This is a genomic window from Pseudomonas sp. Pseusp3 (genome assembly GCF_047304225.1).
GTDB lineage: Bacteria > Pseudomonadota > Gammaproteobacteria > Pseudomonadales > Pseudomonadaceae > Aquipseudomonas > Aquipseudomonas fluorescens_CD.
In genome coordinates this window covers 1-24,348 of record NZ_JBGLYV010000051.1, presented here as the reverse complement: position 1 = coordinate 24,348, position 24,348 = coordinate 1, and the positions used below count along the sequence as shown (strand labels likewise).

At 60.8% G+C, this 24,348-nt stretch carries 21 protein-coding genes; 14 read left to right on the top strand and 7 right to left on the bottom strand.

The genetic code is table 11. The features are described 5' to 3' along the window. Positions 1-1,200, top strand: coding sequence for a succinyldiaminopimelate transaminase (gene dapC, locus ACCD00_RS18215; RefSeq protein WP_413426560.1), 1,200 nt, complete (start codon positions 1-3; stop codon positions 1,198-1,200). A gap of 24 nt (positions 1,201-1,224) precedes the next feature. On the opposite strand, the gene ACCD00_RS18210 is transcribed toward dapC, so the two are convergent. Further along, positions 1,225-2,856: a Na+/H+ antiporter gene (locus ACCD00_RS18210; RefSeq protein WP_413426558.1), complete on the bottom strand. Its 1,632-nt coding sequence runs from the start codon at positions 2,854-2,856 to the stop codon at positions 1,225-1,227. A gap of 328 nt (positions 2,857-3,184) precedes the next feature. Between ACCD00_RS18210 and ACCD00_RS18205 the strand changes: the two genes are divergently transcribed. The 4 genes from ACCD00_RS18205 (at position 3,185) to ACCD00_RS18190 (ending at position 6,368) form a co-directional block, all read left to right on the top strand. Continuing rightward, on the top strand, positions 3,185-3,547 hold the full coding sequence (locus tag ACCD00_RS18205) for an ArsC family reductase (RefSeq protein WP_413426556.1): 363 nt from the start codon (positions 3,185-3,187) through the stop codon (positions 3,545-3,547). A 32-nt stretch (positions 3,548-3,579) separates the two neighbouring features. After that, positions 3,580-4,614, top strand: coding sequence for a 2,3,4,5-tetrahydropyridine-2,6-dicarboxylate N-succinyltransferase (gene dapD / locus ACCD00_RS18200; RefSeq protein ID WP_008019559.1), 1,035 nt, complete (start codon positions 3,580-3,582; stop codon positions 4,612-4,614). A 147-nt stretch (positions 4,615-4,761) separates the two neighbouring features. After that, positions 4,762-5,967 carry an aminotransferase class V-fold PLP-dependent enzyme gene (locus ACCD00_RS18195; protein ID WP_413426554.1) on the top strand — a complete coding sequence of 402 codons (1,206 nt, stop codon included), beginning with the start codon at positions 4,762-4,764 and terminating at the stop codon, positions 5,965-5,967. Further along, positions 5,964-6,368 carry a SufE family protein gene (locus tag ACCD00_RS18190; RefSeq protein ID WP_413426552.1) on the top strand — a complete coding sequence of 135 codons (405 nt, stop codon included), beginning with the start codon at positions 5,964-5,966 and terminating at the stop codon, positions 6,366-6,368. The genes ACCD00_RS18195 and ACCD00_RS18190 overlap by 4 nt, the downstream gene beginning before the upstream one ends. 118 nt (positions 6,369-6,486) lie before the next feature. Here ACCD00_RS18190 and tcdA read toward each other — a convergent pair whose 3' ends face one another. Then, positions 6,487-7,305 (bottom strand): tRNA cyclic N6-threonylcarbamoyladenosine(37) synthase TcdA, encoded by an 819-nt coding sequence (gene tcdA / locus ACCD00_RS18185; RefSeq protein ID WP_413426550.1) that lies wholly within the window; start codon positions 7,303-7,305, stop codon positions 6,487-6,489. A gap of 212 nt (positions 7,306-7,517) precedes the next feature. Here tcdA and ACCD00_RS18180 point away from each other — a divergent pair, with 212 nt between their 5' ends. From ACCD00_RS18180 to ACCD00_RS18165, 4 genes are all read left to right on the top strand, one after another. Next, positions 7,518-10,109: a glycosyltransferase gene (locus ACCD00_RS18180; protein WP_413426548.1), complete on the top strand. Its 2,592-nt coding sequence runs from the start codon at positions 7,518-7,520 to the stop codon at positions 10,107-10,109. Between the two features lie 238 nt (positions 10,110-10,347). Continuing rightward, positions 10,348-11,499: a succinyl-diaminopimelate desuccinylase gene (gene dapE, locus ACCD00_RS18175; RefSeq protein ID WP_413426546.1), complete on the top strand. Its 1,152-nt coding sequence runs from the start codon at positions 10,348-10,350 to the stop codon at positions 11,497-11,499. Next, positions 11,499-12,308, top strand: coding sequence for a putative RNA methyltransferase (locus tag ACCD00_RS18170; protein WP_413426544.1), 810 nt, complete (start codon positions 11,499-11,501; stop codon positions 12,306-12,308). The genes dapE and ACCD00_RS18170 overlap by 1 nt, the downstream gene beginning before the upstream one ends. 95 nt (positions 12,309-12,403) lie before the next feature. Continuing rightward, complete coding sequence (locus ACCD00_RS18165; RefSeq protein ID WP_008019569.1) at positions 12,404-12,781, top strand: hypothetical protein; 378 nt, start codon at positions 12,404-12,406, stop codon at positions 12,779-12,781. A 147-nt stretch (positions 12,782-12,928) separates the two neighbouring features. Here ACCD00_RS18165 and ACCD00_RS18160 read toward each other — a convergent pair whose 3' ends face one another. Further along, complete coding sequence (locus ACCD00_RS18160) at positions 12,929-13,138, bottom strand: cold-shock protein (protein ID WP_413426542.1); 210 nt, start codon at positions 13,136-13,138, stop codon at positions 12,929-12,931. A 235-nt stretch (positions 13,139-13,373) separates the two neighbouring features. Here ACCD00_RS18160 and plsB point away from each other — a divergent pair, with 235 nt between their 5' ends. The 4 genes from plsB (at position 13,374) to ACCD00_RS18140 (ending at position 17,862) form a co-directional block, all read left to right on the top strand. Next, entirely contained in the window at positions 13,374-15,866 is a 2,493-nt protein-coding gene (gene plsB / locus ACCD00_RS18155; protein ID WP_413426540.1) for a glycerol-3-phosphate 1-O-acyltransferase PlsB, read from the top strand. 153 nt (positions 15,867-16,019) lie between these two features. Further along, positions 16,020-16,655 carry a hypothetical protein gene (locus ACCD00_RS18150; protein WP_413426539.1) on the top strand — a complete coding sequence of 212 codons (636 nt, stop codon included), beginning with the start codon at positions 16,020-16,022 and terminating at the stop codon, positions 16,653-16,655. Between the two features lie 93 nt (positions 16,656-16,748). Continuing rightward, complete coding sequence (locus ACCD00_RS18145; protein WP_413426537.1) at positions 16,749-17,147, top strand: YbaY family lipoprotein; 399 nt, start codon at positions 16,749-16,751, stop codon at positions 17,145-17,147. Positions 17,148-17,172: 25 nt separating this feature from the next. Further along, complete coding sequence (locus tag ACCD00_RS18140) at positions 17,173-17,862, top strand: DUF4197 domain-containing protein (protein WP_007990313.1); 690 nt, start codon at positions 17,173-17,175, stop codon at positions 17,860-17,862. Between the two features lie 67 nt (positions 17,863-17,929). Here the strand turns inward: ACCD00_RS18140 and ACCD00_RS18135 are convergent, their stop codons facing one another. The 3 genes from ACCD00_RS18135 to ACCD00_RS18125 form a co-directional block, all read right to left on the bottom strand. After that, positions 17,930-18,211, bottom strand: coding sequence for a DUF6124 family protein (locus tag ACCD00_RS18135; protein ID WP_413426535.1), 282 nt, complete (start codon positions 18,209-18,211; stop codon positions 17,930-17,932). 581 nt (positions 18,212-18,792) lie between these two features. Beyond that, positions 18,793-21,858: an efflux RND transporter permease subunit gene (locus ACCD00_RS18130; protein ID WP_111281321.1), complete on the bottom strand. Its 3,066-nt coding sequence runs from the start codon at positions 21,856-21,858 to the stop codon at positions 18,793-18,795. A 6-nt stretch (positions 21,859-21,864) separates the two neighbouring features. Then, a complete protein-coding gene (locus ACCD00_RS18125; protein ID WP_413426533.1) occupies positions 21,865-22,965 on the bottom strand; it encodes an efflux RND transporter periplasmic adaptor subunit in 1,101 nt (366 codons plus the stop codon). Positions 22,966-23,058: 93 nt separating this feature from the next. Here ACCD00_RS18125 and ACCD00_RS18120 point away from each other — a divergent pair, with 93 nt between their 5' ends. After that, positions 23,059-23,697, top strand: a complete 639-nt coding sequence (locus ACCD00_RS18120) for a TetR/AcrR family transcriptional regulator (RefSeq protein WP_413426531.1) — start codon at positions 23,059-23,061, stop codon at positions 23,695-23,697. A gap of 124 nt (positions 23,698-23,821) precedes the next feature. On the opposite strand, the gene ACCD00_RS18115 is transcribed toward ACCD00_RS18120, so the two are convergent. Next, on the bottom strand, positions 23,822-24,348 hold a 527-nt coding region (locus ACCD00_RS18115; RefSeq protein ID WP_413426529.1), incomplete at its 5' end, for a class I SAM-dependent methyltransferase.

Here is a 24,348-nt window from a genome sequence, read left to right as displayed (position 1 = left end):
ATGAACAACGCTCTGACCCAGCTGCAGCCCTACCCGTTCGAGAAACTCCGCGCCCTGCTCGGCAGTGTCACGCCCAATCCGGACAAACGCCCTATCGCCCTGTCCATCGGCGAGCCGAAACACCGTTCGCCAAGCTTCGTCGCCGAAGCCCTGGCCAGCAACCTGGATCAGATGGCGGTGTACCCGACCACCCTCGGCATTCCGGCCCTGCGTGAAGCCATCGCGGCATGGTGCGAGCGGCGCTTCGATGTCCCCAAAGGCTGGATCGACCCGGCGCGCAACGTGCTGCCGGTCAACGGCACCCGCGAAGCGCTGTTCGCCTTTACCCAGACCGTGGTCAACCGTGGCGATGACGCTCTGGTGGTCAGCCCGAACCCGTTCTACCAGATCTACGAAGGCGCGGCGTTCCTCGCCGGCGCCAAGCCGCACTATCTGCCGTGCCTGGACGAAAACGGTTTCAACCCGGATTTCGACGCCGTGTCGCCGGACATCTGGAAACGCTGCCAGATCCTGTTCCTTTGCTCGCCAGGCAACCCGACCGGCGCATTGATTCCGGTGGAAACCCTGAAAAAGCTGATCGCACTGGCCGACGAGTACGACTTCGTGATCGCCGCCGATGAGTGCTACAGCGAACTCTACTTCGACGAGCAAACCCCGCCACCAGGCCTGCTCAGCGCCTGCGCGGAGCTGGGCCGCAAGGACTTCAAGCGCTGCGTGGTGTTCCACAGCCTGTCCAAGCGTTCGAACCTGCCAGGCCTGCGTTCGGGTTTTGTCGCCGGTGACGCCGACATCCTCAAGGGCTTCCTGCTCTATCGCACCTACCACGGCTGCGCGATGCCGGTTCAGACGCAACTGGCCAGTGTTGCCGCGTGGAACGACGAAGTGCATGTGCGCGCCAACCGTGCGTTGTACCGAGAGAAGTTCGATGCAGTACTGGAGATCCTCAGCCCGGTGCTGGACGTGCAGCGTCCGGATGGCAGCTTCTACCTGTGGCCGAATGTGGCCGGTGACGACGCAGCGTTCTGCCGCGATCTGTTCGAACAGGAGCATGTGACCGTGGTGCCGGGCTCTTACCTCTCGCGTGATGTCGATGGCGTCAATCCGGGGGCCGGGCGTGTGCGGATGGCATTGGTTGCGCCGTTGGCGGAGTGCGTTGAAGCCGCCGAGCGGATTCGCGATTTCATCCAGCGCCGCAAATAACCCCCCGTCCGGTGACGGCCAGGTTTACTTCACCTGGCCCAGCTTGGCCTCACTCAAATCAAGCTCACCCAGCACTTCACGCAACACGTCATCACCTATCTGGTGCTGACGACTGAGGCTATACAACTCCAGGCGCTGCGCCCGCAGCGCCTTCAAGCGCAAACGCCGCTCCAGCAAGTCCATCTGAAAGGCCAGGGCCTGGGCTTCAGCAGAATCGTTGAACACCTCCAGCTGATGCCTGTACTCCGACATGATCCGCGCCTTGAGTTCGGCGGCCAGCGCGGATTGGGCGGCGTCCTGTGGGTTGGCCTCTTCTGCCTCGAGCGCATGAATGGCCGCTTCGGCGGTCTTGCGCCAGGCGTCGCGCACTTCATTGCGGCGTTTGTCGTCCGGGCTTTTCTCGATACCACGCAGCAGCAACGGCAAGGCAATGCACGCGGCAATCAACGACAACAAAATCACCCCGGCGGCAATGAATATCAGCAGGTCGCGTTCGGGAAAGGCGCTGCCCCCCATGAGCATCGGTACCGACATCACACCGGCCAAGGTCACGGCGCCACGCACGCCTGCGACAGTCAGCAGCCAGCATGAACGCGCGCTCGGCACCCGTGTTATTTCATCCTTGCCGCGCCAGCGCCGCACAAAAATGGACAGACGCCAGATGCTTTGTACCCAGACAAACCGCAACACCAGCAGCACCAGAAAAATCGCCAGAACGTCGAAGCAGCGATAGAGCAGTGTCGGCCACAACGAAGGTTCGTGACTGGCCACAGCCTTGATGATATCCGGCAACTGCAGGCCCAACAGCAGAAAAATCAAGCCATTAAAGGCAAACTCCAGCAATGACCAGACGCTGCGATTGAGCAAGCGGGTGTTGGTCTGGCGCGGCAGCAGATCGAGCCAGCTCTGCATCATCCCCGCCGCCACCGCCGACAGGATGCCCGACACTTCCATGCGCTCGGCCAGCACGTAGGCCGCAAACGGCAGCAGCAACATGAACACCACGTGCGTCGCCGGATCATCCCAGCCGCGCGCGATCATCCACGCCCGCAGGCGGCCGACCAGCCAGCTCAAGGCCACCCCGACGGCCAGACCACCGACGGCGACCAGCATGAATGTCAGGCTGGCATTGGCCAGCGAGAACACACCGGTCACCGCTGCCACCAGCGCAAACTTGAACGTCACCAGGCCCGAGGCATCGTTCATCAGCGCCTCACCCTGCAAGATGTGCATCAAGGGTGTGGGCAGTCTGTTGCGGGAGATGGCCGACACCGCCACCGCATCTGTCGGCGACAGCACGGCCGCCAGGGCAAACGCCACCGGCAACGGCACACCGGGCAGCAGCCAGTGAATGAAATACCCGGCGCCGACCACGGTAAACAGCACCAGCCCCACCGCCAGGGTCAGGATCGGTCCGCGCAGACGCCAGAATTCGCGCTTGGGCATGCGCCAGCCGTCGGAGAACAACAGCGGCGGCAGGAACAGGAACAGGAACAGTTCGGGGTCCAGCGCCACATGCAGCCCGAGCGTTGGCCAGGCAAGCAAGGCCCCCGCGGCAATTTGCACCAAAGGCAATGGCAGCGGAATCACCCGTCCAATCAGGCGCGAAACGCCGACCAGCATCAACAGAATCAGGACGGTGTAAGCGGTTTGCATAAAGCGTGGTTCCCGGACAGTCGACAGCATTGAAGTGCCATATTAGACGCTTAGACTGTCTGCTGACCCTTGCACCAATGTCGCACGCCTGAACATCCAGAAACACCACAATCCCTGTAGGAGCGAGCTTGCTCGCGATGAACCCGAGAGCAACGCGGGGTGACAGGTACTTAGCGATATCGTTAACGACCATCGCGAGCGAGCTCGCTCCTACAAAGGTTTAATGGCATGACACAAATACAAACCCGACCACAGCCGCCGCGAAACCGTCCGGCCATGGCATAATCCGTCACCTTTTATTTACGGCACCTGCAAAGGGGGCAATTCCTTGACCGTTTCAAGCAAAACGTTGCACCTTTTCGGCATCAAAGCCTGCGACACCATGAAAAAGGCGCGCACCTGGCTCGATGAACACGCTGTCAGTTATGACTTTCATGATTACAAAGCGGTCGGTATCGACCGTGAACACCTGACCCAATGGTGCAACGAGCACGGCTGGGAAGTGGTGTTGAACCGTGCAGGCACGACCTTTCGCAAGCTCGACGACGAACGCAAAGCCGATCTCGACCAGACGAAAGCCATCGAACTGATGCTCGCACAACCCTCGATGATCAAGCGCCCGGTGCTTGATCTCGGTGAACGAACCCTGATTGGCTTCAAGCCAGATATCTACGCGGCCGCGCTCAAGTAAGCAGCCCGTTTCAATTTGCTAGAGGTATCAACATGTCTACGACCCTGTTCAGCCTGGCCTTTGGTGTCGGCACTCAAAACCGTCAAGGCGCGTGGCTGGAAGTGTTCTACGCCCAGCCGCTGCTCAACCCGTCCGCCGAACTGGTCGCTGCCATTGCGCCGATCCTCGGTTACAGCGAAGGCAACCAGGCCATCACCTTCACCACCGCGCAGGCCGCGCAACTGGCTGAAGCCGTGAAAGGCATCGACGCGGTACAAGGCAAGCTGCTGACCCGTCTGGCCGAAAGCCACAAGCCGCTGGTTGCCACCTTGCTGGCTGAAGACGCCCAGTTGTCGTCCACCCCGGAGGCCTACCTCAAGCTGCACCTGCTGAGCCATCGCCTGGTCAAGCCGCACGGCCTGAACCTGGCCGGGATCTTCCCGCTGCTGCCAAACGTGGCCTGGACCAGCCAGGGCGCCGTCGACCTGAGCGAACTGGCCGAGCTGCAACTCGAAGCCCGCCTGCGCGGCGAGCTGCTGGAAGTGTTCTCGGTGGACAAGTTCCCGAAAATGACCGACTACGTGGTTCCGGCCGGCGTGCGTATCGCTGACGCCGCGCGTCTGCGCCTGGGCGCTTACGTGGGTGAAGGCACCACCGTGATGCACGAAGGTTTCATCAACTTCAACGCTGGCACCGAAGGCCCTGGCATGATCGAAGGCCGCGTATCCGCCGGCGTATTCGTCGGCAAGGGTTCGGACCTGGGCGGCGGCTGCTCGACCATGGGCACCCTGTCGGGTGGCGGCAACATCGTGATCAAGGTCGGCGAAGGCTGCCTGATCGGCGCCAACGCCGGTATCGGTATCCCGTTGGGCGACCGCAACACCGTCGAGTCGGGCCTGTACGTGACCGCCGGCACCAAAGTGGCGCTGCTGGACGAAAACAATCAGCTGGTCAAAGTGGTCAAGGCCCGTGAACTGGCCGGCCAGCCAGACCTGCTGTTCCGTCGCAATTCGGAGACCGGCGCCGTGGAATGCAAAACCCACAAATCGGCCATCGAACTGAACGAAGCGCTGCACGCTCACAACTAAGCCACACGACCACCCGCACCTCTGTAGGAGCGAGCTTGCTCGCGATGGACGTCAACGATAACGCGCGGCATCAGACAGCCCGTGTCGTCCAGGCGTCCATCGCGAGCAAGCTCGCTCCTACAGGGGTCAGGCGTACAGGCGAACAACATGATGATTCTCTCTCCCTGGCGTGCCGATTTTCCGGCCATCGCCGCCCTGCAACGGCAAGGCCAGACCTATCTGGACAACGCCGCCACCACGCAAAAACCCCAAGCCCTGCTGGATGCCCTGGCGCATTACTACGCCAACGGCGCGGCCAACGTGCATCGGGCGCAGCACTTGCCCGGCGCTCACGCCACCCAGGCCTTCGAGGACAGCCGCCGCAAAGTCGCGCAATGGCTCAATACGGGCGATTGCGGTCAGATCATCTTTACCCACGGTGCGACGTCCGCGCTGAATCTCCTGGCCTACGGCCTGGAACATCTTTTCAATCCGGGCGACGAGATTGTCGTCAGCGCCCTGGAGCATCACGCCAACCTCTTGCCCTGGCAGCAACTGGCGCACCGCCGCGACCTGAAACTGGTGATCCTGCCGCTGGATGTCGACGGTGTGATCGACCTTGAAGCCGCTGCTGGCCTGATCGGCTCGCGCACACGGCTGTTGGCGGTCAGTCAACTGTCCAACGTGATTGGCGCGTGGCAGCCGCTGCCGCAATTGCTGGCGCTGGCCAAGGCGCACAACGCACTGACCGTGATCGACGGCGCCCAGGGCGTGGTCCATGGCCGCCACGACGTACAAGCGCTGGGCTGCGATTTTTATGTGTTCTCCAGCCACAAGCTCTACGGCCCCGATGGCCTGGGCGTGCTGTTCGGGCGTCATACAGCGCTGCAACAGCTGCGCCCCTGGCAGTTCGGCGGCGAAATGGTGCTGGATGCCAATTATCACGACGCTCGTTTTCGCCCGGCACCGCTGGGTTTCGAGGCCGGGACGCCACCGATCGCCAGTGTGATCGGCCTCGGAGCGACCCTGGATTACCTCGCCGGGCTCGATCAGGACGCCGTGTCCGCCCATGAAGCGGCGCTGCATGCCTGCCTGCTCAAGGGCCTTGAGGCGCGCAATGGCATTCGCCTGTTGGCCAGGCCGCAAGTGGCACTGGCCAGTTTTACCGTCGAGGGTGTGCATAACTCCGATCTCGCGCATTTGCTGACCGAACAAGGGATCGCGGTGCGCGCCGGCCATCACTGCGCGATGCCGCTGCTCAAACGCTTCGAACTGGCCGGGGCGATTCGGGTGTCGTTAGCGCTGTACAACGATTCCGAAGACATTGAGCGGTTCTTTGAAGCCCTGGATCAGGCACTGGAGTTGCTGCGATGAACCTGCCTGCCGATGCCGTGACGGCACTCGACACCTTTCAGAAAGCCGCCGGCTGGGAACAACGCGCACGCCTGCTGATGCAATGGGGCGAGCGTCTGCCAGCGTTGAGTGACGCGCAGATGTGCGACGCCAACCGGGTGCACGGCTGTGAAAGCCAGGTGTGGCTGGTGGGCGAATTGCGTGATGGCCATTGGCAATTCAGCGCCAACAGCGATGCACGCCTGATTCGCGGGTTGGTGGCGTTGCTGCTGGCGCGGGTCAACGGGCTGTCGGCGGCTGAGTTGCAGCAGGTGGATCTGGCGGACTGGTTCAATCAGTTGGGGTTGGGGCGCCAGTTGTCCGAATCCCGCAGCAATGGCTTGAATGCGGTGCTTCAGCGGATGAATGAGCTGGCAGGTTGATCGCCTTCGCGAGCAAGCCCGCTCCCACATTTGATCTTCAGTGAATACAGTTTTTGTGTACGACCGAAATCCAATGTGGGAGCGGGCTTGCTCGCGAAGGGGCCATCAACAGCAACACTCAAACCTGAGGCTTGACCCGATCCGCTGGCCGCCGCACGCCGGCCACGATCTTGTCCACCGCCTTGGTTGCCGCGACCATGCCGAAGGTCGCCGTCACCATCATCACTGCGCCAAACCCGCCCGCGCAGTCGAGTTTCACGCCATCGCCGACAAAACTCTTCTGCAGGCAAATGCTGCCGTCCGGTTTCGGGTAGCGCAGTTGCTCGGTGGAAAACACGCACGGCACGCTGTAGTGGCGGGTCACGGTGCGGGAGAAGCCGTAATCACGGCGTAGCGTGGAGCGCACTTTCGACGCCAGCGGGTCGTTGAACGTGCGGTTCAGGTCGCAGACCTGGATCAACGTCGGGTCGATCTGCCCGCCCGCGCCGCCAGTGGTGATGATCTGGATCTTGCGACGTTTGCACCAGGCGATCAGCGCAGCCTTGGCGTTGACGCTATCGATGCAGTCGATCACGCAGTCGATGTTCGGCGTGATGTACTCGGCCATGGTGTCGCGGGTAACGAAGTCAGGCACCGCGTGCACCGTACAGTCCGGGTTGATCCCACGCAGACGCTCGGCCATCACCTCGACCTTGGGCTTGCCCACCGTGCTGTCCAGCGCATGCAGTTGACGGTTGGCGTTGCTGACGCAGACGTCGTCCAGGTCGAACAGCGAAATCTCGCCCACGCCACAGCGCGCCATGGCTTCCGCCGCCCAGGAACCGACACCACCGACGCCAACGATCGCCACATGGGCCGCACGCAGGCGCTCAAGGCCTTCGATGCCATACAAACGGGCGATGCCTGCAAACCGCGGATCTTCTGTACTCATGACCATTACCCCAAAAACCGGCGCGCAGTATAGGGCTTCGCAGCACTAAGTTTTAAGCTTCAAGCTACAAGTGTAAGAACTTATGTGAAAGTTAACTGCCCAACGTCAGGCATTTCCCTGTCCGATATACGTTCAGTGAACTGCCGGTGTAGGATGCGCGCCCCTTTACGGCCGCCGACCGTCCCCTCGTTCCACAGCCTTTGGAACCCGAAATAACCATGTCATCGCGTAAATTTGGACTCAACCTGGTCGTGGTGCTCGCCATCGCAGCCTTGTTTACCGGCTTCTGGGCGCTGATCAATCGCCCGGTCACCGCCCCCAACTGGCCGGAGCAGATCTCCGGTTTCTCCTACTCACCGTTCCAGCAAGGACAATTCCCACAGAAGGAACAGTATCCGACCGACGATGAGATGCGTCGCGACCTGGAAATCATGAGCAAGCTGACGGACAACATCCGCATCTACTCGGTCGATGGCACCCTGCAAGACATCCCGAAACTGGCGGAAGAATTCGGCTTGCGGGTGACCCTGGGGATCTGGATCAGCCCGGACCAGGAACGCAACGAACGGGAAATTACCCGTGCCATCGAAATCGCCAACTCCTCACGCAGCGTGGTTCGTGTGGTGGTCGGCAACGAAGCGATCTTCCGCAAGGAAATTACCGCCAAGGAACTCAGCGTCATGCTGGATCGCGTGCGCGCCGCCGTGAAAGTGCCAGTGACGACGTCCGAGCAGTGGCACGTCTGGGAAGAACACCCGGAACTGGCCAAACACGTCGACCTGATCGCCGCGCACATCCTGCCTTACTGGGAATTCATCCCGATGGACAAGGCCGGACAGTTCGTCCTCGACCGCGCCCGCGATCTGAAAAAGATGTTCCCGAAAAAGCCGCTGCTGCTGTCCGAAGTGGGCTGGCCGAGCAACGGCCGCATGCGCGGTGGCGCCGATGCCTCACCGGCGGACCAGGCGATTTACCTGCGAACCCTGGTCAACAAGCTCAACCGCCAGGGCTTCAACTACTTCGTGATCGAAGCGTTCGACCAGCCGTGGAAAGCCAGTGACGAAGGTTCCGTCGGCGCCTACTGGGGTGTGTTCAACGCCGCACGCCAGCAGAAGTTCAACTTCGAAGGCCCGGTAGTGGCGATTCCGCAGTGGCGCGTATTGGCCATTGGTTCGGTGGTATTGGCGCTGTTGTCGCTGACCCTGCTGATGATCGACGGCTCGGCCCTGCGTCAGCGTGGCCGTACCTTCCTGACCTTCATCGCGTTCCTGTGCGGTTCGGTGCTGGTGTGGATCGGTTACGACTACAGCCAGCAATACAGCACCTGGTTCAGCTTGACGGTGGGCTTCTTGCTCGCCCTCGGTGCGCTCGGGGTGTTTATCGTGCTGCTGACCGAAGCCCACGAACTGGCTGAAGCCGTGTGGGTGCACAAGCGTCGTCGTGAATTCCTGCCGGTGGTGGGCGATTCCAGCTATCGCCCGAAAGTGTCGATTCACGTTCCCTGCTACAACGAGCCGCCGGAGATGGTCAAACAGACCCTCAACGCCCTGGCCAACCTCGACTATCCGGACTTCGAAGTCCTGATCATCGACAACAACACCAAGGACCCGGCGGTGTGGGAACCGGTGCGTGACTACTGCGCAACCCTCGGCCCGCGTTTCAAGTTCTTCCACGTGGCACCGCTGGCCGGCTTCAAGGGCGGCGCGCTGAACTACCTGATTCCGCACACCGCCAAGGATGCCGAAGTCATTGCCGTGATCGACTCGGACTACTGCGTCGACCGCAACTGGCTCAAGCACATGGTGCCGCACTTCGCCGACCCGAAAATCGCCGTGGTGCAGTCGCCGCAGGATTACCGCGACCAGAACGAAAGCACCTTCAAGAAGCTCTGCTACGCAGAATACAAAGGCTTCTTCCATATCGGCATGGTCACCCGCAACGACCGCGACGCGATCATCCAGCACGGCACCATGACCATGACCCGCCGCTCGGTGCTCGAGGAACTGGGCTGGGCCGACTGGTGCATCTGTGAAGACGCCGAACTGGGACTGCGGGTATTCGAGAAAGGCCTGTCGGCGGCGTATTACCACTCCAGCTACGGCAAGGGCCTGATGCCCGATACCTTTATCGACTTCAAGAAACAGCGTTTCCGCTGGGCCTACGGAGCGATTCAGATCATCAAGCGCCATACCGCCGCCCTGCTGCGCGGCAAGGACACCGAGCTGACCCGTGGCCAGCGTTATCACTTCCTCGCGGGCTGGTTGCCGTGGGTGGCGGACGGCATGAACATCTTCTTCACCGTCGGCGCACTGTTGTGGTCGGCGGCCATGATCATCGTGCCGCACCGGGTCGATCCACCGCTGCTGATTTTCGCGATCCCGCCGTTGGCACTGTTTGTGTTCAAGGTCGCCAAAATCATCTTCCTCTACCGTCGTGCGGTCGGGGTCAACCTGAAGGATGCCTTCTGCGCGGCACTGGCCGGTCTGGCGTTGTCCCATACCATCGCCAAAGCGGTGCTGTACGGTTTCTTCACCAGCAGCATTCCGTTCTTCCGCACGCCGAAAAACGCCGATAACCACGGTTTCTGGGTAGCGATTTCGGAAGCTCGGGAAGAGATGTTCATCATGCTGCTGTTGTGGGGCGCGGCGCTGGGGATCTTCCTGGTGCAGGGCCTGCCGAGCAACGACATGCGCTTCTGGGTCACCATGTTGCTGGTACAGTCGCTGCCGTACGTCGCGGCACTGATCATGGCGTTCCTGTCGTCGCTGCCGAAACCGATCGCCGAACCTGAAACGGCACCTGTCGTCTAAATCTCTGCGGATGCACTAAACGGCGGCCAATGGTCGCCGTTTTGCTTTAAGATAACCGCCATTTTGCGGGGCTTGGCGTGATGTACGGTCTTATTGACGGTCAATCTCCTGTGGGAGCGGGCTTGCTCGCGAATGCGTTGTAACAATCAACATTTATGTTTGCTGACACACCGCATTCGCGAGCAAGCCCGCTCCCACAGTTAGTCCGCGCCCACATTCATGATTTCCGGAGTTTTCCATGACGGCCCACGCCGACCTTTCGCCGACCCTTCAACTCGCCATCGACCTGATCCGCCGTCCGTCCGTGACGCCGATCGACGCCGATTGCCAGAAGCAGATGATGCAACGCCTGGGCGATGCCGGTTTCACTCTGGAACCGATGCGCATCGAAGATGTGGATAACTTCTGGGCCACCCACGGCCAGGACGACGGTCCGGTGCTGTGCTTCGCCGGCCACACCGACGTGGTTCCGACCGGCCCGGTGTCGGCCTGGCAGATCGAACCGTTCAACGCGCTGATCGACGAACACGGCATGCTCTGCGGCCGTGGCGCCGCCGACATGAAAGGCAGCCTCGCCGCCATGACCGTCGCCTCCGAGCGTTTTGTCGCCGACTACCCAAATCACAAGGGCAAAGTCGCGTTCCTGATCACCAGCGACGAAGAAGGCCCGGCGCATCACGGCACCAAGGCAGTGGTCGAACGCCTCGCCGCGCGCAAGGAACGCCTGGACTGGTGCATCGTCGGCGAACCGTCGAGCACCACCCTGGTGGGTGACGTGGTCAAGAACGGCCGTCGCGGCTCCCTCGGCGCCAAGCTGACCGTGCGCGGCGTGCAAGGCCACGTGGCCTACCCGCACCTAGCGAAGAACCCGATCCACCTCGCGGCCCCGGCCCTGGCCGAACTGGCTGCCGAGCACTGGGACCACGGTAACGACTTCTTCCCGCCGACCAGTTTCCAGATCTCCAACGTCAACTCCGGCACCGGGGCGACCAACGTGATCCCGGGCGACCTGGTGGCGGTGTTCAACTTCCGCTTCTCCACCGAGTCCACCGTTGAAGGCCTGCAAAAGCGCGTGGCCGACATCCTCGACAAGCATGACCTGGACTGGCACATCGACTGGGCCCTGTCCGGCCTGCCGTTCCTCACCGAACCGGGCGCACTGCTGGACGCGGTGTCGTCGAGCATCAAGGACATCACCGGTCGTGAAACCAAGGCGTCCACCAGCGGTGGCACCTCCGACGGCCGCTTCATCGCAACCATGGGCACCCAGGTTGTTGAACTGGGCCCGGTCAACGCGACCATCCACCAGGTCAACGAACGTGTGCTGGCGGCCGATCTCGACGTGTTGACCGAGATCTACTACCAGACCCTGATCAAGTTGCTCGCCTGATGCTGGCGTGTCCGATCTGCAGTGAACCGCTGAACGCGGTGGACAACGGCGTGGTCTGCCCCGCCGGGCATCGCTTCGACCGTGCGCGCCAGGGTTACTTGAACCTGTTGCCGGTGCAACACAAGAACAGCCGCGACCCTGGGGATAACCAGGCGATGGTCGAAGCCCGCCGCGACTTCCTCAACGCCGGGCACTATGCCCCGGTGGCCAGGCGCCTGGCGGAGCTGGCGGCAGGTTATGCGCCGCAACGTTGGGTCGATATCGGTTGTGGCGAGGGTTACTACACCGCGCAGATCGCCGAGGCCTTGCCGGATGCTGACGGCTACGCGCTGGACATTTCCCGCGAAGCGGTCAAGCGCGCCTGCAAACGCAACCCGAAGCTCACCTGGTTGATCGCCAGCATGGCGCGGGTGCCGTTGGCTTCCGGCAGCTGCCAATTCCTGGCGAGCGTCTTCAGCCCGCTGGATTGGGAAGAGGCCAAACGCCTGCTCAGCGTCGGCGGCGGCCTGATGAAAGTCGGGCCGACCAGCGGCCACCTGATGGAACTGCGTGAACGGCTGTACGACGAAGTTCGCGAATACACCGACGACAAGCATCTGGCCCTGGTGCCCGAAGGCATGGTGCTTGAGCACAGCGAAACCCTGGAATACAAACTGACGCTGGCAAGCGGTCAGGACCGGGCGAATCTGCTGGCCATGACGCCTCACGGCTGGCGCGCCAGTGCCGAGCGCCGTGCAGCTGTGATCGAGCAGGCTGAGCCGTTCGAGGTCACCGTGTCGATGCGCTACGATTATTTCGTTCTGCAGTAGTCATCAGAGAGCAACTTTAATTTTTGGTCTTGGGCAACGGCTCAAGACCGGCTAAATCCGCGAATGGATTTTTCAGACCCGCAGTGAGGACATCCATGCGCCAGCCCGATATCGAGATTTACCTGAAAGACGCCGACGTCGACCACAAGGCCATTTCCACCTGGCTCGGTGCGGCATTGGGCCCCTGCACGGATTGGGTCCAGAAGGGCCAGACCTACAAGTGCAAGGCCGGCAACGTGCCAGTGACCTGGCTGCCAAAAGCGGTCGGCAAGTGGAACAGCCTGTACCTGGAAAGCGACCAGACCCCATGGGACGACGACATCGCCTGCGCCCGTGCAGCCTTTGCCGCGCTCAACGTCGAAGTGCGCTGCGCACCGGGTAGCTGGGTCGAGGAGGAAGGTGAAGAGACGGCTGATCGCTGGATTCGCATCAGCGCCGACGGTGAAGAAGAAATCACCTGGAAGACGGCCTGAAGCCTGAACACCGCCCCCTGTAGGAGCGAGCTTGCTCGCGATGGTTGTCAACGATAACGCGCCAACTCCGGGAAAGCGCGGCGTCCTTGAGTTCTTCGCGAGCAAGCTCGCTCCTACAGTGGTTTTTGGGTGAACTGAGGAGTGGGTTTACAGCCCCACCACATCCTCAGCCTGCAAGCCCTTCTCCCCTTGCACCACCGCGTACTCGACCTGCTGGCCTTCAGTCAGCGAACGATGGCCTTCGCCACGAATCGTGCGGTAATGCACGAACACGTCCACCCCGTCTTCGCGCTGAATGAAGCCGTAGCCCTTGGCGTCGTTGAACCACTTCACGTTGCCGGTTTCGCGTGTTGCCATTTGTTCATACTCCCTTTTTATTATTGATCGGGCTTTTCGCAGGAAAGCCTCGGGAACGTCAGCCTGCGCATACCGGTCCCATGAGGGCAACGGCGACAGTGCGCCGAGTATATGTCAGACATTTAATCTCTCAATAGCACTTTGATTGCCGCTTTTTTGCCGATTTTCAGTGAATCCGGCACACTATCGTCCGCCCGAGCAAACGCTTGGTTTTATTCACTCACGCAGAAGCCGTATGACCCGTTCCCCGTTCCGCCGTCTTGTGTTTGGCACCCTGCGCCGACTGTTGTACCTCTGGGTTCGCTCGGAGACGATCAACCAGTCGTCGTTCACCCTTAACCTCGACCGCAGTCGTCCGGTGTTCTACGTCCTGCAAAACCCTTCGCTGACCGACCTCGCCGTGGTCGACACCGAGTGCAGCAAGGCCGGTCTGCCGCGCCCGGTGCTGCCGGTATCGGTGGGCAACCTGCTGGAACCTGCCGCGTTCTTCTACCTGACGCCGGACCCGGACTGGCTCGGCCGCCAGGACAAACGCGGCGCGCCGCCGACGTTGACCCGCCTGGTCAGCGCCCTGAGCCAGAATGCCGCCGAAGATGCGCAGATCATTCCGGTCAGCGTGTTCTGGGGCCAGTCGCCGGACAGCGAAAACAGCCCCTGGAAACTCCTGTTCGCCGATAGCTGGGCGGTCACCGGGCGCCTGCGTCGCCTGCTGAGCATCATTGTGCTGGGACGCAAGACCCGCGTGCAGTTCTCCGCGCCGATCCACCTGCGCGAACTGATCGAGCACGACAAGGGCCACGAACGCACCGTGCGCATGGCCCAACGCATCCTGCGGGTACACTTTCGCAACCTCAAAGCTGCCGTCATCGGCCCGGACATTTCCCACCGGCGCAACCTGGTCAAGGGCCTGGTCAACCAGCCGCTGGTCAAGCAAGCGATCCTCGACGAAGCCGAGCGCGAAAACATCTCCCCGGAAAAAGCCAAGGCCCAGGCCTTGCGCTACGGCAACGAAATCGCCTCGGACTACACCTACACCGCGATCCGCTTCATGGAAGTGGTGCTGAGCTGGTTCTGGAACAAGATCTACGACGGCATCAAGGTCAACAACATCGAAGGCGTGCAGAAGGTCGCCCCGGGTTACGAAGTGATCTACGTGCCCTGCCACCGCAGCCACATCGACTACCTGCTGCTGTCCTACCTGCTGTTCCGCAATGGCCTGACCCCGCCGCACATCGCCGCCGGGATCAACCTCAACATGCCGGGGATTGGCGGCCTGCTGCGTCGCGGCGGTGCGTTTTTCATGCGTCGCACGTTCAAGGGCAACCCGCTGTACACCTCGGTGTTCAACGAATACCTGCACACGCTATTCACCAAAGGTTTCCCGGTGGAGTACTTCGTCGAAGGCGGCCGTTCGCGCACCGGGCGCATGCTGCAACCGAAGACCGGAATGCTGGCGATCACCCTGCGCAGCTTCCTGCGTTCGTCGCGCATGCCCATCGTCTTCGTGCCGGTGTACATCGGTTACGAGCGCGTGCTGGAAGGCCGCACCTACCTCGGCGAACTGCGCGGCGCGAGCAAGAAGAAAGAGTCGATCTTCGACATCTTCAAAGTCATCGGCGCCCTCAAGCAGCGCTTCGGCCAGGTGGCGGTGAACTTCGGCGAGCCGATCAAACTGGCGGAATTCCTCGACAGCGAACAGCCCGACTGGCGCAAACAGGAACTCGGCCCGCAATTCAGACCTGCCTGGCTCAACGAAACCACCAACCGTCTCGGCGAGAAAGTCGCGCAGCATCTGAACGAGGCAGCAGCGATCAACCCGGTCAACCTGGTGGCGCTGGCGCTGCTGTCCACCAGCCGTCTGGCACTGGACGATCGCGCCATGGCGCGGGTCCTCGACTTGTATCTGGCGCTGTTGCGCAAGGTTCCGTACTCGCCGCACACCACCCTGCCGGACGGTGATGGCCGAGCGTTGATCAAGCACGTGAAGGACATGGACCTGCTGTCCGAGCAGAGCGACGCCCTTGGCAAGATTCTGTATCTGGACGAGCAGAACGCGGTCCTGATGACCTACTACCGCAACAACGTGCTGCACATCTTCGCGCTGCCGGCGTTGCTGGCGAGCTTCTTCCAGAGCGCCTCGCGCATGAACCGCGAACAGATCCTGCGCTACACCCGCGCGTTGTATCCGTACCTGCAAGCGGAGCTGTTCATCCGCTGGACGCTCGACGAACTGGATGCGGTGATCGGCCAGTGGCTGGAAGCGTTCGTCGAACAAGGCCTGCTGCGTTTCGAGAACGCCGTGTACCTGCGCCCGGCGCCAAGCTCACGGCATTTCGTGCTGCTGACGCTGCTGTCGAAAAGCATCGCCCAGACCCTGCAGCGCTTCTACATGACCGTGTCCCTGCTGCTCAACAGCGGCCAGAACAGCATCAGCGCCGAAGAGCTGGAAGACCTGTGCACGGTCATGGCCCAGCGCCTGTCGATCCTGCATGGCCTGAACGCCCCGGAATTCTTCGACAAGAGCCTGTTCCGCCACTTCATCCAGACCCTGCTCGACCTCGAGGTGCTCAAGCGCGACGAGGCCGGCAAGCTGGGCTATCACGAACTGCTCGGCGAACTGGCCGAAGGCGCGGCCAAGCGGGTGTTGCCGGCGGAGATTCGACTGTCGATCCGGCAGGTGGCGTTGCATCGTAGTGAAGATGCGGCCGACCTTGTCGAGCGGGCATGACCCATTAAAATGTCAGAAGCAAGGACGCTTGCCGACCCTTCCCGTCATCAATTCGCTTTCGTCTAGCGAACGCCTCCTACATAACGCTCGAATACTCGGGAGATAAGCTCAGCGCTCGTCATTTCCGACGAGTCCATTGATAAGGAAATCATCATGCCCCAACATACAATCAATACCTACCTGCACTTTCCTCCAGACTTTGAACTACCGGAGGCCTGCGAAATAAGCATTCGAGTACAAGACATTACCAACATAGATGCGCCCAGACTTCACAGCCGGTGGGGGAGCAACCAACTTCCATCGACGCGTCCGATCAGCTTCCCGGTTATGGTCGATTCTGAGTTGAACAAAATCGGAAGCCACTTCTCCATCAATGTAAAAATCTCCCATCAAGGGACCGCACTGCTCCTGGATCTGGAGCAGAATTTCTGGTGGGCGGGAGGCGATCACGATACGGACATTCACTTGAGCCCTGTGGGCTACATCGCTGTGGAAAAGTTCTGGATGCCCCGAATTGGTTACCCTGCTGACTCAAAGCTGTTTGTTAAGTTGATTGAAATGACTACTGATGACCAGGCTGAGATCACTATTAGTGAGGGTGTAGGCCTGACCGCGCAAATCACCCCCATCTACGTGAAATATGACCCGTCCATGATCAAGCCAGGCCAACTTTACGCACTGACCGGCTCATTCGAGAGCCATCGTCAGCACCGACTGTCGCTGGGTCTTAAACCGGCGAAATTGATACTAATGCCTGAAATTGTTCAGCCCCCGGTTTTCGGTGGCTGAATTCAACGTACAGATCGACGCTTAGCGTAAACGCCGCTTACGTCATCGCACAGGCGCCAGTACTCTACTGGCGCTTTCTACACGGAAATACTTTTGAAAAAATTGACTCTGCTCGCCTCGCTTGCCTTGCTGACAGCCTGCCAAACGCCTTCGCCCGCGCCTGAAATATCACTCGATGGAGATGTTTTTTACTTGCAACGCATTGCGCTGCCACCCACTGCCACGCTGAGTGTCAGCTTGCAGGATGTATCGGTGGCCGACGCGCCAGCCTTGGTCCTTGACGAACAGAAGGGCCAGATCACAGGACAGGTGCCTCTGCCATTCCATCTGAGTTACGATCCGGCCCAGGTCAAACCGGGTCATCGCTACTCGGTGAGCGCGCGCATCGAAGTTGACGGCAAGTTGCTGTTCATCACCACCGAACACCACGCTGTACAGCTTGATGGCAGCGATCCGCAGCCACTGAAAATCCGCGTCGACGCCGCTCGCTAATTCATTTTTTAACAAGGAAGCTGCCATGCTCCGCCCTACCCTTCGCTTTGCCGGCCTGTGCGCAGGCTTGATGATTTCCGCAAGCGCACTCGCACTGTCCCTCAGCGACCTGTCGCAGAAAGACGCCACCGGCGGCCTCAAGGACGCCCTGACCCAGGGTGCGCAACTGGCTGTAAAACAACTCGGCACCCCGGGCGGCTTCAGCAACAACCCGGACGTGAAAATCGAACTGCCGGGCAAACTGGGCAAAGTCGCGAGCAAGATGAAACAGTTCGGCATGGGTGATCAGGTCGATGAGCTGGAAGCCAGCATGAACAAAGCGGCGGAAACCGCCGTCACCCAGGCCCAGCCAATCCTCGTCGATGCCGTGAAGAAAATGACCGTGGAAGACGCCAAGGGCATCCTCAGCGGCGGCAACGACTCGGCCACCCAATACCTGAACAAGACCAGCCGCGAACAGATCCGCGCCAAGTTCCTGCCCATCGTCAAGCAAGCCACCGACAAGGTTGGCCTGGCCCAGCAGTACAACTCGTTCGCCGGGCAAGCGGCGACCATGGGCGTAGTGGATGCGAAAAACGCCAACGTCGAAAACTACGTCACCGAGCAAGCGTTGAACGGCTTGTTCGAGATGATCGGCAAACAGGAAGAAACCATCCGCCAGAACCCGGCGGCTGCGGCGACCAGTTTGGCGAAGAAGGTGTTTGGTACGTTGTGATTCTTAGCTGACGGCAACACCAGAAAGCCCGCTGACCGTCACAGGTTCAGCGGGCTTTTTCGTTGTGCTATTGAGGTGAGTCGAGTTTATCCAGCACGCGATTCACCGATAGCTGCGCCAATACGATCATCTGCTGAATGCCGAGTGCCAGATTGCAGGTGGGGCCGGTCAGGATGGATGACAATTCGGTTGCCATCACATTCGCCGAGGCGAGAGTTTCATAGGCATGGACCAGCAGGGTTTCGGAGTCGACGCCTGGGCGGATGGTGAAAATTGGGCAGGGGCGGCAGGAGGTTCTCATTGGTTTTTCGGATTTTGAGGCGAAGGAATCTGGACTGTCTTTAATCATTGCGAAGCTCCCAAAGCTGGCACCCAACAAACAATTGGCGGGCTTGCAGTCCCGGCCGCTGAATTGGCAGCGACGGGCGAAGGCTAGAGATCGTCCTTCCGACGGGCAACCTGAAAATCTTGTGGGAATGGTCTGAATGTTTTACTGGGCGATAAACACTTTTGACTGATAAGCAGCCTTCGCGAGCAAGCCCGCTCCCACAGAAGAGCAGAGCAAAAGCAGATCGGCGAACACCCGCTCTGCTCCTCACCACTCAACAGGCCGAGCGTTAGCTCGCCTGCCGCTCTTGATCTTGATCCACCCGCCCCCTCGGGAGGCTGAGTGGAGGTGTTCATCCGGGGATGGGCGCGCAGCGCCGTTCGACGCAGTCGAACTCATTGCATGTAGGTCGCGCGAAGCCGACCGGAGGGCAATGCCCCCGGATGAATACCGGAGCGAAGGAACCCCGAGCCTTGGCGAGGGGCCGGACGTTCGGGGCGAGCGCTTTTTTGCTTACTTTTTTTAGGCGCTTGTAAAAAAAATGAGTCGCCGTAAAGGCGAAACCGCCAGCCGCCATTACCCAAAAAATGAATCCCCCCCGGTCAAACGGACTCCTTCCTGACCCGAAACCACGCCGCATACAACGCGGGCAAAAACAAAAGCGTCAACGCCGTGGCAACAATCAACCCCCCCATGATCGCCACCGCCATCGGCCCAAAGAACACACTGCGCGAGAGCGGAATCATCGCCAACACCGCCGCGAGCGCCGTCAACACAATCGGCCGGAACCGCCGCACCGTCGCCTCGATGATCGCCTGCCAAGGCTTGAGCCCCGCCGCGATATCCTGCTCGATCTGATCCACCAGAATCACCGAGTTGCGCATGATCATCCCGGACAAGGCGATGGTCCCCAGCATGGCCACGAAACCGAACGGCTGACGGAATACCAACAGGAACAGCGTCACCCCGATCAACCCCAGCGGCGCCGTCAGAAACACCATCGCCGTGCGCGAGAAACTTCGCAGTTGCAGCATCAGCAAGGTCAGCACCACCACGATGAACAGAGGCACGCCAGCCTTCACCGAATTCTGTCCGCGCGCGGAGTCTTCCACCGTGCCGCCGACATCCAGCAAGTAGCCATCGGGCAGTTCGGCGCGGATCGGATCGAGGGTCGGCATGATCTGCTGCACCAGCGTCGCAGGTTGCTCCTTGCCATAGATGTCGGCACGAACCGTCACATTGGGCAGACGGTTGCGGTGCCAGATGATGCCTTCTTCGAAACCGTACTCCAGGGTCGCGATCTGCGACAGCGCGACGCTGCGACCGTTATCGGTCGGCACCGCCAGGCTCGGCAGCAATGACAACTCGGTGCGCTCATGCACGGTGCCGCGCAACAGGATCTCGATCAACTCGTTGTCTTCACGGTACTGGCTCACGCTGGAACCGGTCAGGGAGCTTTGCAGGAACCTCGACAGGTTCGCCGTGCTCACGCCCAGCGCCCGCGCGCGGTCCTGATCGATGTTCAGGTACACCACCTTGCTCGGCTCTTCCCAATCCAGGTGGACGTTGACCACATGCGGGTTCTCGCGAACCTTGGCCGCGACTTTACGCGCCAGCGCCCGCACCTCTTCGATGTGCTCCCCGGTCACGCGGAACTGTACCGGGTAGCCAACCGGCGGACCGTTTTCCAGACGCGTGACCCGCGAACGCAAGGCCGGGAATTGCTCATTGAGCGTTGCGATCAACCAGGTGCGCAGGGCTTCGCGTTCCTCGATGGTTTTCGCCAGGACGACAAACTGGGCGAAGCTCGCCGCCGGTAGTTGCTGATCCAGCGGCAGGTAAAAACGCGGCGAACCGGTGCCGACGTAGGCCACGTAATTGTCGATCCCCGCCTTGTCCTTGAGCAGCGCTTCGAGGCGTTTGACCTCGTCCGCGGTGTTGCTCAGCGAAGCGCCTTCGGCCAGTTTCAGATCGACCATCAACTCCAGACGACCCGATGCCGGGAAGAATTGCTGCGGTACAAAACGGAACAGCACGATGGAGGCGATGAACAACAGCACGGTCGCCACGATCACGGTTTTACGCCAGCGCACACACCACTCCACCAGCCGCCGGACGCGCTGATAAAACGGCGTGCCATACGGATCGGGCTGGCCGGCACCGTGCTTGGCTGCATGAATTTTCGCCAGGTCCGGCAGGAGTTTTTCCCCGAGGTACGGCACGAAGACCACGGCGGCGACCCACGACGCCAGCAGCGCGATGGTGACCACCTCGAAGATCGAACGGGTGTATTCGCCAGTGCCCGATTGCGCCGTGGCAATCGGCAGGAAGCCGGCCGCGGTGATCAGCGTACCGGTGAGCATCGGGAACGCAGTACTGGTCCAGGCATAACTCGCCGCTTTGACCCGGTCGAAGCCCTGCTCCATTTTGATCGCCATCATTTCCACGGCGATGATCGCGTCGTCCACCAGCAAGCCCAACGCCAGTACCAGCGCGCCGAGGGAGATCTTGTGCAGGCCGATGCCCAGGTAATACATGCAGGCGAAGGTCATCGCCAACACCAGCGGAATCGCCAGGGCCACCACCATGCCGGTACGCACGCCGAGGGAGAAGAAGCTCACCAGCAACACAATGGCCAGCGCCTCGACCAGCACTTGCACAAACTCGCCAACACCGGTTTTTACCGCAGCCGGTTGGTCGGAGACCTTGCGCAGCTGCATGCCGGCCGGGAGGTTTTTCTGAATGCGGGCGAATTCGATTTCCAGAGCCTTGCCCAGCACCAGGATGTCACCGCCGTCCTTCATCGCCACCGCCAGGCCGATGGCGTCCTGCGCCATGAAGCGCATGCGCGGCGCCGGTGGGTCATTGAAACCACGCCGCACGTCGGCCACATCGGAAATGCGGAAGGTACGATCAGCGACGCGGATCGGGAAGTTCTTGATCTCGTCGACCGTCTGAAAATTCCCTGTCACCCGTAGCTGCAATCGTTCGCTGCTGGTTTCGAAGAAGCCTGCCGTGGACACCGCGTTCTGTTCTTCAAGGGCTTGCTGGACGGCAGCCAGCGGCAAACCGAGCGTGGCGAGCTTGACGTTGGAGAGCTCGATCCAGATTTTCTCGTCCTGCAATCCCAGCAGCTCGACCTTGCCCACATCCTTGACCCGTTGCAGCTGGATCTGGATGCGGTCCGCGTAATCCTTGAGCACCGCGTAGTCGAAACCCTCGCCGGTCAGGGCGTAGATATTGCCGAACGTGGTGCCGAATTCATCGTTGAAGAACGGCCCCTGAATTCCCGGCGGCAGGGTATGACGGATATCACTGATCTTCTTGCGTACCTGATACCAGAGCTCCGGGATCTCCACCGAGTGCATGGAGTCGCGGGCGATGAAGGTCACCTGGGATTCGCCTGGTCGGGAGAACGACACGATGCGCTCGTACTCGCCGGTTTCCATCAGTTTCTTTTCGATGCGTTCGGTGACCTGGCGCGAGACTTCCTGAGCGGTCGCTCCCGGCCAGTTGGTGCGAATCACCATGGCCTTGAAGGTGAACGGCGGGTCTTCGCTCTGGCCGAGCTTGGTGTAGGAAAGTGCGCCGACAATGGCCAGCAACAGCATCAGGAACAGGACGATCTGGCGATTACGCAGCGCCCATTCGGAAACGTTGAAGCGCATCGGGGCTTACTCCTTGTTTGCCAGATTGACCACGCGGTTCGAACGATCCACCGGGCGTACCTGCTGCCCTTCGAGAAGCACATGAACACCAGCAGCCACCACCCAGTCGCTGGCGTTGAGCCCTTCAAGCACCGGTACGCTTTTCTCGCCGAAGGCACCAACGCGCACCGGAGTCTTCTTCAAGGTGTTGTTGGCGCTGACGACCCAGACATAGGTCACGCCGTTTTCGGCCGTCAGCGCTGAGAGCGGAACGGACAGAGGGATCGCGTCGGCAGCCTGCACGAACACTCGGGCACTCTGGCCAAGCTCGACAGGAACCTTGCCGGCGTTGAACGCGATGCGCGCCGCAAAGGTGCGCGACTTGGGGTCAGCCGCCGGCGACAGTTCACGGATACGCCCTTCGAAGCGCTGATCGGGTTGAGTCCAGAGCTCCACCGACACCGGCTCACCGACCTTGAAACGGCCGAAATTCTGCTCCGGCAGGCTGATCGACACTTCACGCTCACCATCGGTGGCCAGGGTGAACACGGTTTGCCCGGCGGCCACGACTTGCCCGACTTCCACCAGACGCTTGGCCACGACACCGTCCTGCGGCGCACGCAACACGGCGTAGCTGGCTTGGTTATTGGAAACGTTGAATTCGGCTTTGATTTGCTTGAGGCGGGCTTCACCGGAGCGGTAGAGGTTTTCGGCGTTGTCGTACTGCGAGCGACTGACCAGTTGACGCTCCATCAGGGTCTTGTAGCGATCACGCTCGGAGCGCACCAGGTTCAGATTCGCTTCAGCGGCGGCAACCTGGGCCCGGGTGGCCTCCAGCTGCAGACGCACGTCCTGGGGGTCGAGCTCCGCCAAGGGTTGATCGGCCTTGACCCGCTGCCCTTCCTCGACCAGTCGTCGGCTGACTTTGCCGCCGATACGGAACGCCAGATCCGGCTCGTAACGCGCGCGAACTTCACCAGGATAGCTTTCCATGGACTGCCCCGAGGGCTCTGGCTGGACCACCATGGCCGGGCGCACGCTGACTTGCGGTGCCTCTTCGTGACCACACGCAGACAATAAAAAAGCCAGGGTGACTGGCAACGCGAGGGGCAAGGCATAGCGGAACATGGTGAAGGACCTTTCGCTAATGGTGCTTTGAATAATTATACTGAGCAGTATGTTATTAATAGCAAACTCACCAGTCCAGTAATAAAAACGAATATGCCAAACAATCTTTCAGCACCCAATGGCCCAGGCAGACCCAAGGACTTGGTCAAGCGCCAGGCAATTCTCGATGCAGCGAAAGTGCTGTTTCTGAGTAAGGGGTATGCCAATACCAGCATGGATGCTGTCGCAGCCGAGGCCGGAGTGTCGAAGCTGACGGTCTATAGCCACTTCAACGACAAGGAGACACTGTTCTCCGCCGCCGTGATGGCCAAGTGCGAGGAGCAGTTGCCCCCGCTGTTCTTCGAATTGCCGGAAGGCGTGGCAGTGGAAACCGTGCTGCTGAATATCGCGCGCGGTTTTCATCAACTGATCAACAGTGATGAATCGGTGAACCTGCACCGGTTGATGATGACCCTGGGCAGCCAGGACCCGAAACTCGCGCAAATATTCTTCGAGGCCGGGCCGCAGCGCATGCTGCAAGGCATGGAACGCTTGCTGAGCAAGATCGATGAAAGTGGTGTGCTGCGCATCGACAAGCCGCACAACGCCGCCGAGCACTTCTTCTGCCTGCTCAAGGGCGCCGGGAATTTCCGCTTGCTGTATGGCTGCGGCGAGCCACCGGTTGGCGAGGCGGCGGAGAGCCATGTACGGGAAGTGGTGGGGTTGTTTATGCGGGCTTATCGGCCTGACTGAGGCAGATGAAGTTGCAGTGATTGTACTGACGCTTTCGCGAGCAAGCCCGCTTCCACATTGGATCTATGGTGATCACAAGACCCCTTGTGGGAGCGGGCTTGCTCGCGAAGCAGGCGCTGCGGTCTTAGGGCTTTAATGCCTTCTTCGGATAAATGTCATACCGACTGGACTTGCCATCCAGCGCATGGCTCGGCTTCGGCCCGTCGATGCACGGCGCCTTGCGCGGACGCTTGACCACCACCCGGTGGCTGGCCAGGGCCAACGCGGCTTCGAGCAATGCCGGTGCATCCGGGTCATCGCCGACCAGCGGCCGGAACAGACGCATTTCCTTCTTCACCAGCGCGGTTTTCTCACGGTGCGGGAACATCGGATCAAGGTAGATCACCTGCGGTGGTTCACCCTCCCAGTTGCGCATCACCTCGATCGAATTGCCCTTGAGCAAGCGCATGCGCGCCACGATCGGCGCCACGTCGAAATCTTCCGCACCACGGGCCAGGCCATCCTCCAGCAAGGCGCCAATCAGCGGCTGACGCTCGATCAGGCTCATCTCGCAACCGAGGCTGGCCAGCACGAACGCGTCCTTGCCCAGCCCCGCCGTGGCATCCAGCACCCGCGGGCGCACGCCTTGGGCGACGCCGACGGCCTTGGCGA

Bases quoted from the DNA above. Each gene is read 5' to 3' on its own strand.
- ACCD00_RS18190 (WP_413426552.1), top strand. From the start codon at position 5,964: ATGAACCTGCCTGCCGATGCCGTGACGGCACTCGACACCTTTCAGAAA.
- ACCD00_RS18210 (WP_413426558.1), bottom strand. From the start codon at position 2,856: ATGCAAACCGCTTACACCGTCCTGATTCTGTTGATGCTGGTCGGCGTT.
- ACCD00_RS18140 (WP_007990313.1), top strand. From the start codon at position 17,173: ATGCTCCGCCCTACCCTTCGCTTTGCCGGCCTGTGCGCAGGCTTGATG.
- plsB (WP_413426540.1), top strand. From the start codon at position 13,374: ATGACCCGTTCCCCGTTCCGCCGTCTTGTGTTTGGCACCCTGCGCCGA.
- dapE (WP_413426546.1), top strand. From the start codon at position 10,348: ATGACGGCCCACGCCGACCTTTCGCCGACCCTTCAACTCGCCATCGAC.
- ACCD00_RS18130 (WP_111281321.1), bottom strand. From the start codon at position 21,858: ATGCGCTTCAACGTTTCCGAATGGGCGCTGCGTAATCGCCAGATCGTC.
- ACCD00_RS18195 (WP_413426554.1), top strand. From the start codon at position 4,762: ATGATGATTCTCTCTCCCTGGCGTGCCGATTTTCCGGCCATCGCCGCC.
- ACCD00_RS18150 (WP_413426539.1), top strand. From the start codon at position 16,020: ATGCCCCAACATACAATCAATACCTACCTGCACTTTCCTCCAGACTTT.
- ACCD00_RS18120 (WP_413426531.1), top strand. From the start codon at position 23,059: ATGCCAAACAATCTTTCAGCACCCAATGGCCCAGGCAGACCCAAGGAC.
- tcdA (WP_413426550.1), bottom strand. From the start codon at position 7,305: ATGGTCATGAGTACAGAAGATCCGCGGTTTGCAGGCATCGCCCGTTTG.
- ACCD00_RS18135 (WP_413426535.1), bottom strand. From the start codon at position 18,211: ATGATTAAAGACAGTCCAGATTCCTTCGCCTCAAAATCCGAAAAACCA.
- dapC (WP_413426560.1), top strand. From the start codon at position 1: ATGAACAACGCTCTGACCCAGCTGCAGCCCTACCCGTTCGAGAAACTC.
- ACCD00_RS18160 (WP_413426542.1), bottom strand. From the start codon at position 13,138: ATGGCAACACGCGAAACCGGCAACGTGAAGTGGTTCAACGACGCCAAG.
- ACCD00_RS18180 (WP_413426548.1), top strand. From the start codon at position 7,518: ATGTCATCGCGTAAATTTGGACTCAACCTGGTCGTGGTGCTCGCCATC.
- ACCD00_RS18125 (WP_413426533.1), bottom strand. From the start codon at position 22,965: ATGTTCCGCTATGCCTTGCCCCTCGCGTTGCCAGTCACCCTGGCTTTT.
- ACCD00_RS18165 (WP_008019569.1), top strand. From the start codon at position 12,404: ATGCGCCAGCCCGATATCGAGATTTACCTGAAAGACGCCGACGTCGAC.
- dapD (WP_008019559.1), top strand. From the start codon at position 3,580: ATGTCTACGACCCTGTTCAGCCTGGCCTTTGGTGTCGGCACTCAAAAC.
- ACCD00_RS18170 (WP_413426544.1), top strand. From the start codon at position 11,499: ATGCTGGCGTGTCCGATCTGCAGTGAACCGCTGAACGCGGTGGACAAC.